This window comes from Streptomyces sp. NPDC058812, from assembly GCF_042744565.1.
GTDB classification, from domain to species: Bacteria; Actinomycetota; Actinomycetes; order Streptomycetales; family Streptomycetaceae; genus Streptomyces; species Streptomyces thinghirensis.
On sequence record NZ_JBHYOB010000003.1, the window covers coordinates 119,604 to 133,132 of the forward strand.

12 protein-coding genes are annotated in these 13,529 nt (G+C 71.4%); 5 read left to right on the plus strand and 7 right to left on the minus strand.

Annotated elements, in window-relative coordinates; translation table 11 throughout:
* Positions 1-41 precede the first annotated feature (41 nt).
* Positions 42-2,777 carry a phosphoenolpyruvate carboxylase gene (gene ppc / locus ACFW48_RS07420; RefSeq protein ID WP_386311297.1) on the minus strand — a complete coding sequence of 912 codons (2,736 nt, stop codon included), beginning with the start codon at positions 2,775-2,777 and terminating at the stop codon, positions 42-44.
* Positions 2,778-3,069: 292 nt separating this feature from the next.
* Between ppc and ACFW48_RS07425 the strand changes: the two genes are divergently transcribed.
* From ACFW48_RS07425 to ACFW48_RS07435, 3 genes are all read left to right on the plus strand, one after another.
* Positions 3,070-4,080, plus strand: coding sequence for an acyl-CoA desaturase (locus tag ACFW48_RS07425; RefSeq protein WP_386311299.1), 1,011 nt, complete (start codon positions 3,070-3,072; stop codon positions 4,078-4,080).
* A complete protein-coding gene (locus tag ACFW48_RS07430; RefSeq protein ID WP_210963414.1) occupies positions 4,077-4,754 on the plus strand; it encodes a TetR/AcrR family transcriptional regulator in 678 nt (225 codons plus the stop codon). The genes ACFW48_RS07425 and ACFW48_RS07430 overlap by 4 nt, the downstream gene beginning before the upstream one ends.
* A gap of 67 nt (positions 4,755-4,821) precedes the next feature.
* The gene (locus ACFW48_RS07435; protein ID WP_386311301.1) at positions 4,822-5,997 is read left to right on the plus strand and encodes a CaiB/BaiF CoA transferase family protein; all 1,176 of its coding nucleotides are present in this window, start codon (positions 4,822-4,824) and stop codon (positions 5,995-5,997) included.
* Positions 5,998-6,030: 33 nt separating this feature from the next.
* On the opposite strand, the gene ACFW48_RS07440 is transcribed toward ACFW48_RS07435, so the two are convergent.
* On the minus strand, positions 6,031-6,873 hold the full coding sequence (locus ACFW48_RS07440) for a trans-aconitate 2-methyltransferase (RefSeq protein ID WP_386311302.1): 843 nt from the start codon (positions 6,871-6,873) through the stop codon (positions 6,031-6,033).
* 129 nt (positions 6,874-7,002) lie between these two features.
* Between ACFW48_RS07440 and tamR the strand changes: the two genes are divergently transcribed.
* Positions 7,003-7,500, plus strand: coding sequence for a MarR family transcriptional regulator TamR (gene tamR, locus ACFW48_RS07445; protein WP_210963411.1), 498 nt, complete (start codon positions 7,003-7,005; stop codon positions 7,498-7,500).
* On the opposite strand, the gene ACFW48_RS07450 is transcribed toward tamR, so the two are convergent.
* A complete protein-coding gene (locus ACFW48_RS07450; RefSeq protein WP_310872962.1) occupies positions 7,459-8,226 on the minus strand; it encodes a response regulator transcription factor in 768 nt (255 codons plus the stop codon). The two genes, tamR and ACFW48_RS07450, sit on opposite strands and share 42 nt — an antisense overlap.
* Before the next feature lie 312 nt (positions 8,227-8,538).
* On the opposite strand from ACFW48_RS07450, the gene ACFW48_RS07455 reads away from it, so the two are divergent.
* Positions 8,539-8,994, plus strand: coding sequence for a GNAT family N-acetyltransferase (locus ACFW48_RS07455; protein WP_386311305.1), 456 nt, complete (start codon positions 8,539-8,541; stop codon positions 8,992-8,994).
* 111 nt (positions 8,995-9,105) lie between these two features.
* Here the strand turns inward: ACFW48_RS07455 and ACFW48_RS07460 are convergent, their stop codons facing one another.
* The 4 genes from ACFW48_RS07460 to galT all read right to left on the minus strand — a co-directional run bounded on the left by ACFW48_RS07460 (position 9,106) and on the right by galT (position 13,445).
* Positions 9,106-9,939 (minus strand): PIG-L family deacetylase, encoded by an 834-nt coding sequence (locus ACFW48_RS07460; protein ID WP_386311307.1) that lies wholly within the window; start codon positions 9,937-9,939, stop codon positions 9,106-9,108.
* A gap of 262 nt (positions 9,940-10,201) precedes the next feature.
* On the minus strand, positions 10,202-11,365 hold the full coding sequence (galK, locus tag ACFW48_RS07465; RefSeq protein WP_386311308.1) for a galactokinase: 1,164 nt from the start codon (positions 11,363-11,365) through the stop codon (positions 10,202-10,204).
* Positions 11,366-11,424: 59 nt separating this feature from the next.
* Positions 11,425-12,387 (minus strand): UDP-glucose 4-epimerase GalE, encoded by a 963-nt coding sequence (galE, locus tag ACFW48_RS07470; protein WP_386311310.1) that lies wholly within the window; start codon positions 12,385-12,387, stop codon positions 11,425-11,427.
* On the minus strand, positions 12,387-13,445 hold the full coding sequence (gene galT, locus ACFW48_RS07475; RefSeq protein ID WP_386311312.1) for a galactose-1-phosphate uridylyltransferase: 1,059 nt from the start codon (positions 13,443-13,445) through the stop codon (positions 12,387-12,389). The genes galE and galT overlap by 1 nt, the downstream gene beginning before the upstream one ends.
* Between the last annotated feature and the right edge of the window lie 84 nt (positions 13,446-13,529).

A 13,529-nucleotide genomic window follows, 5' to 3' on the forward strand; every position in this document is an offset into this window, starting at 1 on the left:
CAGGTGAGCGCGGGGGCACCGTCGTGCGTGCGGGGTGCGGGTCAGCCGGTGTTGCGCAGGCCCGCGGCGACGCCGTTGACGGTGAGGAGCAGGGCCCGGGCGAGGAGCGGGTCGGCTTCCTCGCCCGCGGCGGCGGCTTCTCGCTGGCGGCCGAGGAGGGCGACCTGGAGGTAGGAGATGGGGTCGAGGTAGGCGTCGCGGATGGTGAACGTCTGCTTGAGGACGGGGTCGGCGTCCAGCAGTTCGTCCTCGCCGGTGACGCGCAGGACCTCGGCGACGGTGAGCTCGTGCTCGGCCTTGATCCGGTCGAAGACGTGCTTGAGCTCGTCCGGGACCAGGGTGTCGACGTAGTGCTGGGCGATGCGCAGGTCGGTCTTGGCGAGGGTCATCTCGACGTTGGAGATGAAGTTGCGGAAGAAGTGCCACTGCTGGTGCATCTCGTCCAGGACGGTGTCCAGGCCGGCCTCGCGCAGGGCCTTCAGGCCGGAGCCGACGCCGTACCAGCCGGGGACGATCTGCCGGGACTGGGTCCAGCCGAAGACCCACGGGATGGCGCGCAGTCCGTCGAGCGAGACGCCCGAGCCGGGGCGGCGGGAGGGCCGCGAGCCCAGGTGCAGGTCGGCGAGCTGGTCGACCGGCGTGGAGGCCAGGAAGTACGTGGGCAGGTCGGGGTCCTCGACCAGCTTGCGGTAGGCCGTGTGGGCCGCGTCGGAGACGACGTCCATGGCGGCGTCCCAGCGGGCGAGCGCCTCGTCGGACTGGCGCGGGGCGGTGTGCAGGGCGGAGGCCTGGAGGGTGGCCGCGACGGTCAGCTCCAGGTTCTCCCTGGCCAGAGCCGGGATGAGGTACTTGTCGGAGATGACCTCGCCCTGCTCGGTCACCTTGATCTCGCCCTCCAGGGTGCCCCAGGGCTGGGCGAGGATCGCGTCGTGGGTGGGGCCGCCGCCGCGGCCGACGGTGCCGCCGCGGCCGTGGAAGAGACGCAGGCGGACGCCGTAGCGGTGGGCGACGTCGCGCAGGCGGCGCTGGGCGCGGTGGATCTCCCACTGCGAGGTGGTGATGCCGCCGAACTTGGAGGAGTCGGAGTAGCCGAGCATGACCTCCTGGACGTCGCCGCGCAGGGCGACCAGGCGCCGGTAGGAGGGGTCGGCGAGCAGGTCCTCCAGGATGGTGTCGGCGGCCTTCAGCTCGTCCGTGGTCTCCAGGAGCGGCACGATGCCGATCTTGGCCCAGCCGGCGTGCAGGTCGATGAGACCGGCCTCCCGCGCCAGCACGGCCGCCGCGAAGACGTCGTCGGCGCCCTGGCACATGGAGATGATGTAGGACTCGATGACCTCGGGGCCGAAGACCTCCAGGGCGCGCTTGACGGTCTGGAAGACGCCGAGGGTCTTCTCGCCGGCCGCGTCGACGGGCGCCGGGCTGGGCGCCAGCGGACGCCGGGAGCGCAGTTCCTTGGCGAGGAGCTTGGCGCGGTACTCGCGGGGCATGTCGGCGTAGCGCCAGGACTCCTCGCCGAGCCGGTCGAAGAGCTGGCCGAGGGCGTGGTGGTGGGCGTCGGCGTGCTCGCGGACGTCCATGGTGGCGAGCTGGAGGCCGAAAGCGGCCAGGGTGCGGATGGTGCGGGCGAGGCGGCCGTCGGCGAAGAGGCTGCCGCGGTGCTCGCGCAGGGAGGCCTGGACGAGCCGCAGGTCGTCGAGGAGCTGTGCGGTGCCGAGGTAGTCGCGGCCGTCCTCGTGGGGGGTGCCCTTGGCGAGGCGCTGCTTGGTGTTCTCCAGCTTCTGCCGGATGCAGGTGGCCTTGAGCCGGTAGGGCTCCTCGGCGTTGAGGCGCTTGTAGCGGGGGCTGATCTCGGGCAGCCGCTCCAGGTCGGCCTGGAGGGACTCCAGGAGCTCCTCGGTGGCGCCGGCGTAGCGGATGGAGTTGGAGAGGAAGCCGCGCAGCTCGTCGATCATCTCCAGGGCGTCGTTGATGCCGTGCTCGTGCTGGAGGATGAGGACGTCCCAGGTCACCTGGGGGGTGACGTTGGGGTTGCCGTCGCGGTCGCCGCCGATCCAGGTGCCGAAGGTGAGCGGGCGGGTGTCGTCGGGGAGCTTGACGCCGGCGCGCTCCAGCTCCGCCGTCAGGTCCTCCAGGACGTCGCCGACGGCGCCCGCGTGCAGCTCGTCCAGGTAGTAGATGGCGTTGCGGGCCTCGTCGGCGGGCTCCGGGCGGACCACGCGCAGCTCGTCGGTCTGCCACACCAGGTCGATGTTCTCGGCGAGGCGGATGTCGAGGCGGCGCCGGTCGGATTCGATGACCGGGGTGTCCAGGAGGGCGGCGATGCGGCGCAGCTTGTTGAGGACGGAGCGGCGGGCGGCCTCGGTGGGGTGCGCGGTGAAGACGGGCCGGACGTTGAGGTTGCGGACGGTGTCGCGCAGGTGCTCGGGGTCGGCGTCCTTCAGGCGGTCGGCCGTACGGGCGAGCAGTCCGCCCTCGGCGGCGCGCTTGGCGCCCAGTTCGCGGCCGCGGTGGACCTGCTCGGTGACGTTGGCGAGGTGGAAGTAGGTGGAGAAGGCGCGGACCAGCTTGGCCGCGGTCTCCAGTTCGGTGCCGCGCAGCAGCTCGGCGGCGGCCTCGCCGTCCTCTCGGGTGAGTCGGCGTACCTTCTCGACGAGTTCCAGCAGCTCGGGGCCTTCCTGCCGGACGAGGGTCTCTCCGAGGAGATCACCCAGCCGGCGGATGTCGGCGCGCAGCTCGCTGCTGGTCGTCGTGGTGGTCTGGTCGTCGGCACTGCTCACAGGTGCGGCTCCTTGCAGTGTTGAAGCTCGTCTGGGAGGGAACCCGGACAGCCGTCTCGCGCGGCGGGCGCCGCTTACCGGGCCGGACGTCCGGGAAGGTAATCAGAGCGGACCGCGCTGTCCGACCGACTCCCAGGATAGGTGTCGGCCAGGACGCGCAGGCTCTCGGGCTCTTGCCGCGGGACGACGCGCTGCCATACTTACGTCGCCGTAGGTTACGGAACCGTAGGAATGAGCACACGGTTACCGAGACACGGCACCGGACAAACCCTCGACCCCCCAGGGGACGCGCATGACCACGAGTTCCGATGTGATCCCAGACGCTCCGAAGCCCTCCGACGGCACCGCCGCACCCTCCGCCACGCTGGGCGGTGAGCAGAAGCGGTCCCTCGAGCAGATCACGCTGCTGCTGTTCATCACCGTCCCGTTCCTCGCGCTGGTGGCGGCGGTGCCGCTGGCGTGGGGATGGGGCGTGAGCTGGCTGGACCTGGGCCTGCTGGTCTTCTTCTACTTCCTGGGCTGCCACGGCATCACCATCGGCTTCCACCGCCACTTCACCCATGGTTCCTTCAAGGCGAAACGGCCGCTGAAGATCGCGCTGGCGATCGCCGGCTCCATGGCGGTCGAGGGGCCGCTGGTCCGCTGGGTGGCCGATCACCGCAAGCACCACAAGTTCTCCGACGACGAGGGCGACCCGCATTCGCCGTGGCGCTACGGCGAGACGGTGCCGGCCCTGATGAAGGGCCTGTGGTGGGCCCACATCGCATGGATGTTCGACGAGGAGCAGACCTCGCAGGAGAAGTACGCCCCGGACCTGATCAAGGACCCGGCGCTCCGCGCGATCTCCCGCCAGTTCATCCTGTGGACGGTGCTGTCCCTGGCCCTTCCGGCGCTGATCGGCGGGCTGGTCACGATGTCCTGGTGGGGCGCGTTCACCGGGTTCTTCTGGGGTTCACTCGTCCGGGTGGCGTTGCTGCATCACGTGACGTGGTCGATCAACTCGATCTGCCACGCGGTCGGCAAGCGCCCGTTCAAGTCGCGGGACCGTTCGGGCAACGTGTGGTGGCTGGCGATCCTGTCCTGCGGTGAGTCCTGGCACAACCTGCACCACGCCGACCCGACCTCGGCGCGGCACGGGGTGATGCGCGGGCAGCTGGACTCCTCGGCCCGTCTGATCCGCTGGTTCGAGCGGTTCGGGTGGGCGTACGACGTGCGGTGGCCGTCACGCTCGCGTATCGATTCCCGCCGGAACACGGACCAAGGCGGCTCCCGGCGCCGGAAGGAAACCGTCGAAGCGGCATGATGGTCGCCGTGGCGACCGACTCCAGCAGCACCCCGAGCAATGAGAAGCCGCGGCGCGCGCGTCGCACCCGGATGACCGGTGCCGAGCGCCGCCAGCAGCTGCTGGAGATCGGTCGCACCCTCTTCGCGGCGAAGGGTTTCGAGGGCACGTCGGTGGAGGAGATCGCGGCGAAGGCCGGGGTGTCCAAGCCGGTGGTGTACGAGCACTTCGGCGGCAAGGAGGGGCTGTACGCGGTGGTGGTGGACCGTGAGATGCGGCGGCTGCTGGACATGGTGACCAGCTCCCTGACCGCCGGCCACCCCCGCGAGCTGTGCGAGCAGGCGGCCTTCGCGCTCCTCGACTACATCGAGGAGTACACGGACGGCTTCCGCATCCTGGTCCGCGACTCCCCCATCCCGCAGTCCACGGGTTCCTTCGCCTCCCTCATCTCGGACATCGCCACCCAGGTGGAGGACATCCTGGGCCGCGAGTTCAAGAACCGCGGCTTCGACGCCAAACTGGCCCCGCTGTACGCGCAGGCGCTGGTCGGCATGGTCGCGCTGACCGGCCAGTGGTGGCTGGACGTGCGCAAGCCGAAGAAGGCGGAGGTGGCGGCGCATCTGGTGAACCTGGCGTGGCACGGGCTGGACGGCCTGGAGCCGAAGCCGCGGCTGATAGGACATCGCAAGAGCTGAGCGCCGGCCGGCGGGGCGGGCACGCCCTCGTCGTCCGACGCCCGTCACCGCACCGGAGAGAACACTGATGCAGCCGCTCCGCGGAGTCACCGTCGTCTCGCTCGAACAGGCGGTCGCCGCGCCGTACGCCAGCCGCCAGCTCGCCGACCTGGGCGCACGGGTGATCAAGGTGGAGCGCCCCGGGACGGGGGACTTCGCCCGCGCCTACGACACCCGCGTACGCGGCCTCAGCTCGCACTTCGTGTGGGTGAACCGCAACAAGGAGTCCCTCACCCTGGACTTCAAGGACCCGCGCGGCATGGACGTACTGCACCGCCTGATCGCGAAGGCCGATGTCTTCCTGCAGAACCTGGCGCCGGGCGCGGCGGCCCGGGCCGGGCTCGGCGCCGAGGAACTGTGCGCGCGGCACCCGCGCCTCATCGTGTGCGACATCTCCGGCTACGGCGCCCCCGGCCCGTACGAGGGCCGCAAGGCGTACGACCTGATGGTGCAGTCCGAGTCGGGGCTGCTGTCCGTCACGGGCTCGCCGGACGACATGGCCAAGGTGGGCATCTCGGTGTCGGACATAGCCGCCGGGATGTACGCCTACAGCTCGATCCTCGGCGCGCTGCTGGAGCGCGGGCGGACGGGCTGGGGCACGCGTCTGGACGTGTCGATGCTGGAGGCCACCGTGGAGTGGATGGGCTTCCCCCTCTACTACGCCTTCGACGGAGCCGAGCCGCCACCGCGGGCGGGCGCCGCGCACGCGACGATCTACCCGTACGGGCCCTTCACGGCGGGCGACGGCAAGGTCGTCATGATGGCGATCCAGAACGACCGCGAGTGGCGCGGTTTCTGCGCGGGCTTCCTGGACCGTCCGGAGCTGGCCGAGCACCCCGACTACGCCACCAACGCGGACCGCAACACGCACCGGGAGGCGCTGGGCACGCTGATCGCGGCCCGGTTCGCGGAGCTGACCAGCACCGAGGCGATCGAACTGCTCAGTGCGGTGCCGGTCGCGGGCGCCCGGGTGAACACGCTCGCCGAGGTGTGGGACCACCCCCAGCTGACGGCGCGCGGCCGCTGGCACGAGGTGTCCACGCCGGCCGGTCCCGTCCCGGCGCTCGCCCCGCCGGGCCCGACCGGGGACGCGCCCCGCATGGACGCGGTGCCGGCACCGGGCGAACACACCCGCGCCGTACTCGGCGAGCTGGGTCTGTCCGAGGAGGCGATCGACGCGCTCGTCGCGGAGGGGGTGGCGTGAGCGGAGGCGCGCAGCCCCGGGACGCTCCCCTCCTCACCCGACCGACCGCGCCGATCGGCGAGTGCCCTCCTTCCGGGCGACGGCGAAGACGCGGCGGAAGGGGAACGGGGTGCCGTGCGCCTGGGCGGGATAGGCGGCGCGCAGGACGTTCCGGTACTCCTCGACGAACGCGTCCCGGGCCTCCGGGTCGTCGTCGAGCGCGGTGAGTACGGGCCGCAGCCCCGTGCCCTTCACCCAGTCCAGTACGGCGTCCTCGCCGGGCAGCAGATGGACGTACGTCGTCTCCCAGACGTCGGCGGTGCAGCCGGCGGCGGCCAGGTGGGCGAGGTAGGCCTCGGGCGTGAGGACGGCGCCGTCGTGGCGCAGGGTGCCGGCGAGGCGGTCCCGCCAGCGCCGGGAGTGGGCGAGTTCGCGCATCAGGCGGTGGCTGGGGGCGTCGAAGTTGCCGGGCACCTGGAAGGCGAGAACGCCGCCGGGGGCGAGAGGGCCGATCCAGTCGGCGAAGCGCTCGACGTGACCGGGGACCCACTGGAGGGTGGCGTTGCTGATGACGAGGTCGTACCGCTCGGCGGGGGCCCAGGTGCGGGCGTCGGCGGGGGCGAAGTCGAGGCGGCCGCCCTGTGGCGTGGTCCCGGCGTGCTCCCGGGCCCGTTCGAGCATCCGGGGCGAGTTGTCGTAGCCGGTGATGCGGGCGGTGGGCCAGCGGTCGGCGAGCAGGACGGTGACGTTGCCGGGGCCGCAGCCGAGGTCGGCGATGCGGGGCGGGTCGCCGGGCAGGTCGGGGACGCGGGCGAGGAGGTCGGTGAAGGGGCGGGCGCGGGGCCCGGCGTGGCGCAGGTACTGAGCGGGGTCCCAGGTGGGGGCGGTGGCGGGCATGGAGCCTCCAGGGGCTGGACCGGACCGGCTGTCCGGGCCGAGTACCCAGCGTCACCCGCAAACTATCTCGACGTCAAGACAGTCAACATCAAGAGACTTCACGTCGACACAACCACTACACTGATCGTCATGGAGGACGAGGTCGATCGGCTGGTCGCAGCATGGCGCCGGGAGCGCCCGGACCTCGACGTGGAACCGCTCGAGGTACTGAGCCGGGTCAGCAGGCTCGCCCGGCACCTGGACCGCGCACGCCGCCTGGCCTTCTCCGAACACGAACTGGAGCCCTGGGAGTTCGACGTCCTGACGGCCCTGCGCCGCGCGGGCACCCCCTACCAGCTCTCGCCGGGCCAGCTCCTCACCCAGACCCTCGTCACCTCCGGCACGATGACCAACCGTATCGACCGCCTGGCCAAGAAGGGCCTGGTGGAGCGCCTGCCCGACCCCAGCGACCGACGCGGCGTACTGGTCCGGCTCACGGACGAGGGCCGCGACCGCGCCGACCAGTCACTCGCCGGCCTCCTGGCGCAGGAGCGCGCCATCCTGGCCGAACTCTCCCGCGCCCAGCGCAGCGAACTGGCGGCGCTGCTACGCCAGCTGACCGCCCCGTTCGACAACATCCCCGGTTAGGTCGGCCGGCCCCACCCCGGCCCTCCTCGCCAGTGCCACGGCGGCGAGGGTGGAGTGGACGCCCAGCTTGCCCAGCACGTTCTGCATGTGCGTCCGCACGGTGTGCGGGGACAGGTACAGCCGCTCGGCCACCGCCTTGCGCCCGAGCCCGGCGACCATGCAGCGCAGCACCTCCCGCTCCCGCGGGGTCAGCGACTCCACCAGTCGTTCGCTCTCGGTGCGGTGCTTGCGGGCGGCGGTCAGCTCACGCAGGACACCGGTGAGCAGCGCGGGCGGCAGATGGGTCTCGTCGCGCAGGACACCCCGGATCACACTGAGCAGCCGCGACAGCGAGCAGTCCTTCGCCACCCATCCGGAGGCGCCTGCCCCCAGCGCGAGGGCGGCCCGCCGGGGGTCGTCCTTCTCGGCGAGGACGACGATCCGTACGCCCGGCTGCCCCGACCGCACCCCGGCGACCAGCGAGATCCCGTCCACCAGCCCGTCCTCGTTGCCGTCCCGCACGGGCACGGCCGGGCGCGCGCCCGGCACGTGACCGCCCAGGTCGGCATCCACGAGCAACACGTCGAACCGCCGCCCCTCGGACGCGGCCCGCTCCAGGCAGCGCAGCGCGGCCGGACCGCTGCCGGCCGCGGAGACGTCGACGTCCGGCTCGGCGGCCAGGGCGGCGGCGAGCGACTCGGCGAAGATGCGATGGTCGTCGACGACCAGGACTCGGATACGAACCACGAAACCCCCTCCCCCGCGCTCCTTGAGGAGCAGGGGATACCCATCGTCTGTCCATCCACGGGACACGGAAGACGACACCGGCACGGGTACGACGCCCGAAGCCCCGTATCCGACTGTGCACTCGGTACTCCGGGACGGGTCGCCGCAGCCACACGGCCGCCGCCGTGCAGTAACCGCTACCCCCGCCCCGGGCGCCGTACCCGGCTGTCTCGCCCCCTGAACGGCACCGGCCCCCACCGGTACTGCTCATCAGAGTACGGGCGGGCGCCGGGAGCGGAAGGTTATTTGCAGAACTGACAGCCCGGCGCGTTTATGGTGAGCCGCATGTTTCGTCTAGTGACAGAAGTGGACAGGGAACGACGCGATCTGCTGCGCACCCGCCTGCGGGAGACGAACACGGTGGCCTCCTCCATCCTGCGCTCCCTGCGCGGAACCCCTCACGAACGCGAATTCCCGCTGCACGTATGGGTGCTGGATGAGACCGGTAGCCTGGCGGGCGGTCTCGTCGGCCACACCTGGGCGAGCTGGCTCCACGTGACGTACTTGTGGGTGGACGAGCGGTACCGGGGGGCGGGGCTGGGCTCGGCCCTGCTGACGGAGGCGGAACGCACGGCCCGCGAGGAACGCGGCTGCGCGGCGTCCCGCGTGGAGACCTGGGACTTCCAGGCACCGGACTTCTACACGCGGCACGGCTACGACGTGATGTGCGTGATCCCCGACTATCCGCCGGGGATCACGGAGTACACGCTGGTGAAGCGGCTGGGGTGAGCCGGGCGGAGACAACGGAGCCCGGTCGGCCGTGCCACGGACGAAGCCGACGCGAATCACCAGCCGTCCCCCCTGGGCCCTCGGAGGAGGTCATGTTCTGACGGGCGCGGATCAGCGCAGTCCGGCGAAGAGATCGTTCTCGGGTACGGTCGCGCCGGTGGCGTCCTTGACACGTACGAACGTCTCCAAGCCCATCAACTCGCCGAACCTCTCCTTGCCCATCCTGAGGAAGAAGATGTTCTCGCCCTGACTGGCGTGCGCGGCCAGCGCGTCGAACTTCTGACCGCTGAACGCCGTGGTGTCCACCCACGTGGTGATCTCGTCGTCGGGGAGGCCGATCTCGGCCATCGCGGCGGCCTCGGCAGGATCCGGCTCCGGCATGTCCGGTTGAAACTCGCGCATGATCTCACCGAACCGCTGCATCCCTGAGCGGGGCATCGTCGTCCAGTACACCTTCGGTGTCAGCGCGGTCATCTCCAGCGCCGCCATCGTGATGCGGTGGGCCTGGATGTGGTCCGGGTGGCCGTAGAAGCCGTTCTCGTCGTAGGTGACGACCACATCGGGTCGGTAGTGCCGCATGAGCTCCGCGAGTCGGGCGGCGCCTTCCTCCACGGGGGTCTGCCAGAAGGAGGTGGGGGCGTCATTGCTCGGCCAGCCCATCATCCCCGAGTCGGCGTAGTCCAGCGTCTCCAGATCGCTGATCTTCAGGGCCTCACAGCTCGCCTCGAGTTCTTGACGGCGGATCAGGGCAACGGCCGCCGGATCGTGCCCGGGGTCGCCCGGCTTGGCGCCCCCCGGCCCGTCACCGCAACCGCCGTCGGTACACGTCACGAGAACCGTGCGGATGCCCTCCGCCGCGTACCGTGCGAGGACCCCTCCGGTTCCGGTGGCCTCGTCGTCGGGGTGGGCGTGCACTGCCATGAGCGTCAAGGGCCGGTCAGTCATGAAAAGTCCTCCTGCGGGGCTACGTCTTGGTCCGAGCGCGCGGCGGCGTACCGCGGTCCCGAGGCCCGGATTCCGGCAGGCGGACCACCTTGTGCTCTCCGAGTTTCCGCCCGTTGGGCGCCGGTGCCTCGGCTGATGCAACAGTGCCGACAGGACCGGCTGTTCCCGGCGCGGCCGGCTGGCCTTCCAGGCGTCGGCGATTCGAGCCGCGACGGGAACGCACCGGAGGGGCGGGTGTGAGGTCAACTCCCCGCCCCGCGCCTCACCCCACCCGTCGAGCCCCCGCCGCAGGCACCGCCTCGAACACGCGCGGGGCCGTGCAGCCCGCCGTCGTGAAGGCCTCCTCCACCGCCTTGGTGATGGCGTCGACGTCGGACTCCTCCGCCAGGACGATCGCCGAGCCGCCGAAGCCGCCGCCGGTCATGCGGGCGCCGAGGGCGCCGGAGGCGAGGGCCGTGTCGACGACCAGGTCGAGTTCCGGGCAGGAGATGCGGAAGTCGTCGCGCAGGGAGGTGTGGCCCTCGACCAGGACGGGGCCGATGGCTCGGGTGTCGCCGGACTCCAGCAGCGACACCACCCGCTCCACGCGCTCGTCCTCCGTGACGACGTGACGGACCAGGCGGCTCACCTCCTCGTCGTCGGCCAGGCGTTCCAGCGCCGCGTCCAGTTCGGCGTACGGCACGTCCCGTAGCGCGTCCACGCCCAGCAGTGCGGCGCCCTTCTCGCAGCCCGCGCGGCGCTTGCCGTACTCGCCCTCGCTGTGGGAGTGCTTGACCTGCGTGTCGACGACGAGGAGGCGCATGCCCTCGGCCGCGAGGTCGAAGGGGATCTGGCGCTGGGAGAGGTCGCGGGTGTCGAGGAAGAGGGCGTGGCCGGCCTCGCAGCAGGCCGACGCGGTCTGGTCCATGATGCCGACGGGGGCGCCGACGTAGACGTTCTCCGCGCGCTGGCACAGGCGGGCCAGCTGCCAGCCGCGCAGGCCGAGGGCGTAGAGGTCGTTCAGGGCCAGGGCGACGACGACCTCCAGGGCCGCCGAGGAGGACAGGCCCGCGCCCGACGGGACCGTCGAGGCGAGGTGGATGTCGGCGCCGGTCAGCTCGTGGCCGGCCTCGCGCAGCGCCCAGACGACGCCCGAGGGGTACGCGGTCCAGGACTTGTCCGACTCGGGGGTCAGGTCGGCGACGCGCAGCTCGACGGGGCCGGCCGCGATGTCCGCCGAGTGCAGGCGCAGGATGCCGTCGTCGCGCCGGGAGACCGCCGCGACCGCCGTGTGCGGCAGGGCGAACGGCATGACGAAGCCGTCGTTGTAGTCGGTGTGTTCGCCGATGAGGTTCACCCGGCCCGGCGCCGCCCACACCCCCTCGGGATCCGCCCCGTACAGCTCTCGGAACCGCTCGCCGACAGCCCCTGCGACAGCCTCGCTCATGCCCTGACCCCTCGCCCTTCCGCCGTATGTCCTGGCCCGCACGTCCCGGCCCGTAAGTCCTAGCCCACGCGACGCCGCGCGAACTGCCACGCGTCCGCCACGATCCCCGCGAGGTCCGCGCGCGACGGGTTCCAGCCCAGTTTCTCGCGGGCGGTGTCCGCCGACGCCACCAGGACCGCCGGGTCGCCGCCCCGGCGGGGGGCCACGACCTCGGGGATCGGGTGGCCCGTCACCCGGCGGGCGGTCTCGACGACCTCGCGCACGGAGAAGCCGTTGCCGTTGCCCAGGTTGCAGATGAGGTGCTCGCCCGGTGCGGCCGCGGCCAGGGCCAGCAGGTGGGCCTCGGCCAGGTCGGCGACGTGGATGTAGTCGCGTACGCAGGTGCCGTCCGGCGTCGGGTAGTCGTCGCCGAAGACGGAGATCGCGTCGCGCCTGCCCTGCGCCACCTGGAGGACCAGGGGGATCAGGTGGGACTCGGGGTCGTGGCGCTCGCCGTACGCGCCGTACGCGCCCGCGACGTTGAAGTAGCGCAGCGAGACCGCGCCCAGGCCGTGGGCCGCCGCCTCGCCGGTGATCATGTGGTCCACGGCCAGCTTCGAGGCGCCGTAGGGGTTCGTGGGCCTGGTCGGCGCGGACTCGACGATCGGGACCTGGTCCGGCTCGCCGTACGTGGCGGCCGTGGAGGAGAAGACGAGCCGGCGGACGCCCGCCGTGCGCATCGCCTCCAGCAGGGCCATGGTGCCGCCGACGTTGTTGTCCCAGTACTTCTCGGGCTTCACGACCGACTCGCCGACCTGGGAGAAGGCGGCGAAGTGGAGTACACCGTCGAACGACGGGTCCAGCCACTTGGCGGCGTCGCGGATGTCGCCCTCGATGAAGGAGGCGTCCGCGGGCACGCCCTCGCGGAAGCCCGTCGAGAGGTTGTCGAGGACGACGACCTCGTGGCCTGCCTCCAGCAGGTGCTGGGCGACCACACTGCCGACGTAGCCCGCCCCACCCGTCACCAGGTACTTCCCGCTCATCAACTCGCTACCTCTCGCAGTCGCCGGGCCGCGCGCTCCGGGGGCACGTCGTTGATGAACACGTTCATGCCGGACTCGGAGCCCGCGAGGAACTTCAGCTTGCCGGACGTCCGGCGGATGGTGAAAAGCTCGAGGTGCAGCGCGAAGTCGTCCCGCGCCACGCCCTCGAAGTCCTCCAGCTGCCCGAACGGGGCCTGGTGCCAGGCCGCGATGTACGGCGTCGGAGGCTCACCGGTGCCGAAGATCCGGTCGAAGCGCCTCAAGAGTTCCAGATACACCTGGGGGAATTCTGTGCGCGCCGCCTCGTCGAGCCCGAGCAGGTCGGGCACCCGCCGCTTGGGATAGAGGTGCACCTCGTACGGCCAGTGCGCGGCGTACGGCACGAAGGCCGCCCAGTGTTCACCCTCCAGGACGACCCGCTCACCGGCCAGTTCCTCCTCCAGGACGGCGTCGAACAGGTTCTCCCCACCCGTCGCCTCCTTGTGCGCGGCCACCTGGCGCAGCATCAGGGCGGTGCGGGGCGTGGTGAAGGGGTAGGCGTAGATCTGCCCGTGCGGGTGACCCAGCGTCACTCCGATCTCGGCGCCCCGGTTCTCGAAGCAGAAGACCTGTTCGACGGAGGGCAGATGGGACAGCTCCGAGGTGCGGTCGGTCCAGGCGTCGAGCACGAGCCGGGCCTGCTCCTCGCTCAGGTCGGCGAAGGAGGCGTTGTGGTCGGAGGTGAAGCAGACGACCTCGCAGCGGCCGGAGTCGCCGGCCAGCGAGGGGAAGCGGTTCTCGAAGACCACCACGTCGTACGACGAGTCCGGGATCTCGCTCAGCCGCTCACCCGCGGAAGGGCACAGGGGGCACTCGTCGGCCGGCGGGTGGTAGGTCCGGCCCTGGCGGTGGGAGGCGACGGCGACCGAGTCGCCGAGCAGCGGGTCGCGGCGGACCTCGGAGGTGGTGACGGTCCGCTCCAGCGGACGGCGGTCGACGGCGTCCCGCACGGCGTCGTCGCGCAGGTCGTAGTAGACGAGCTCGCGACCGTCGGCCAGCCGGGTCGAGGTCTTCTTCACTGCCGGACTCCTCTACACCTGCATCCGCACCCAATCACCCAACACAATCAAACATAACACGTCACAACCAACCAGCAACCAACC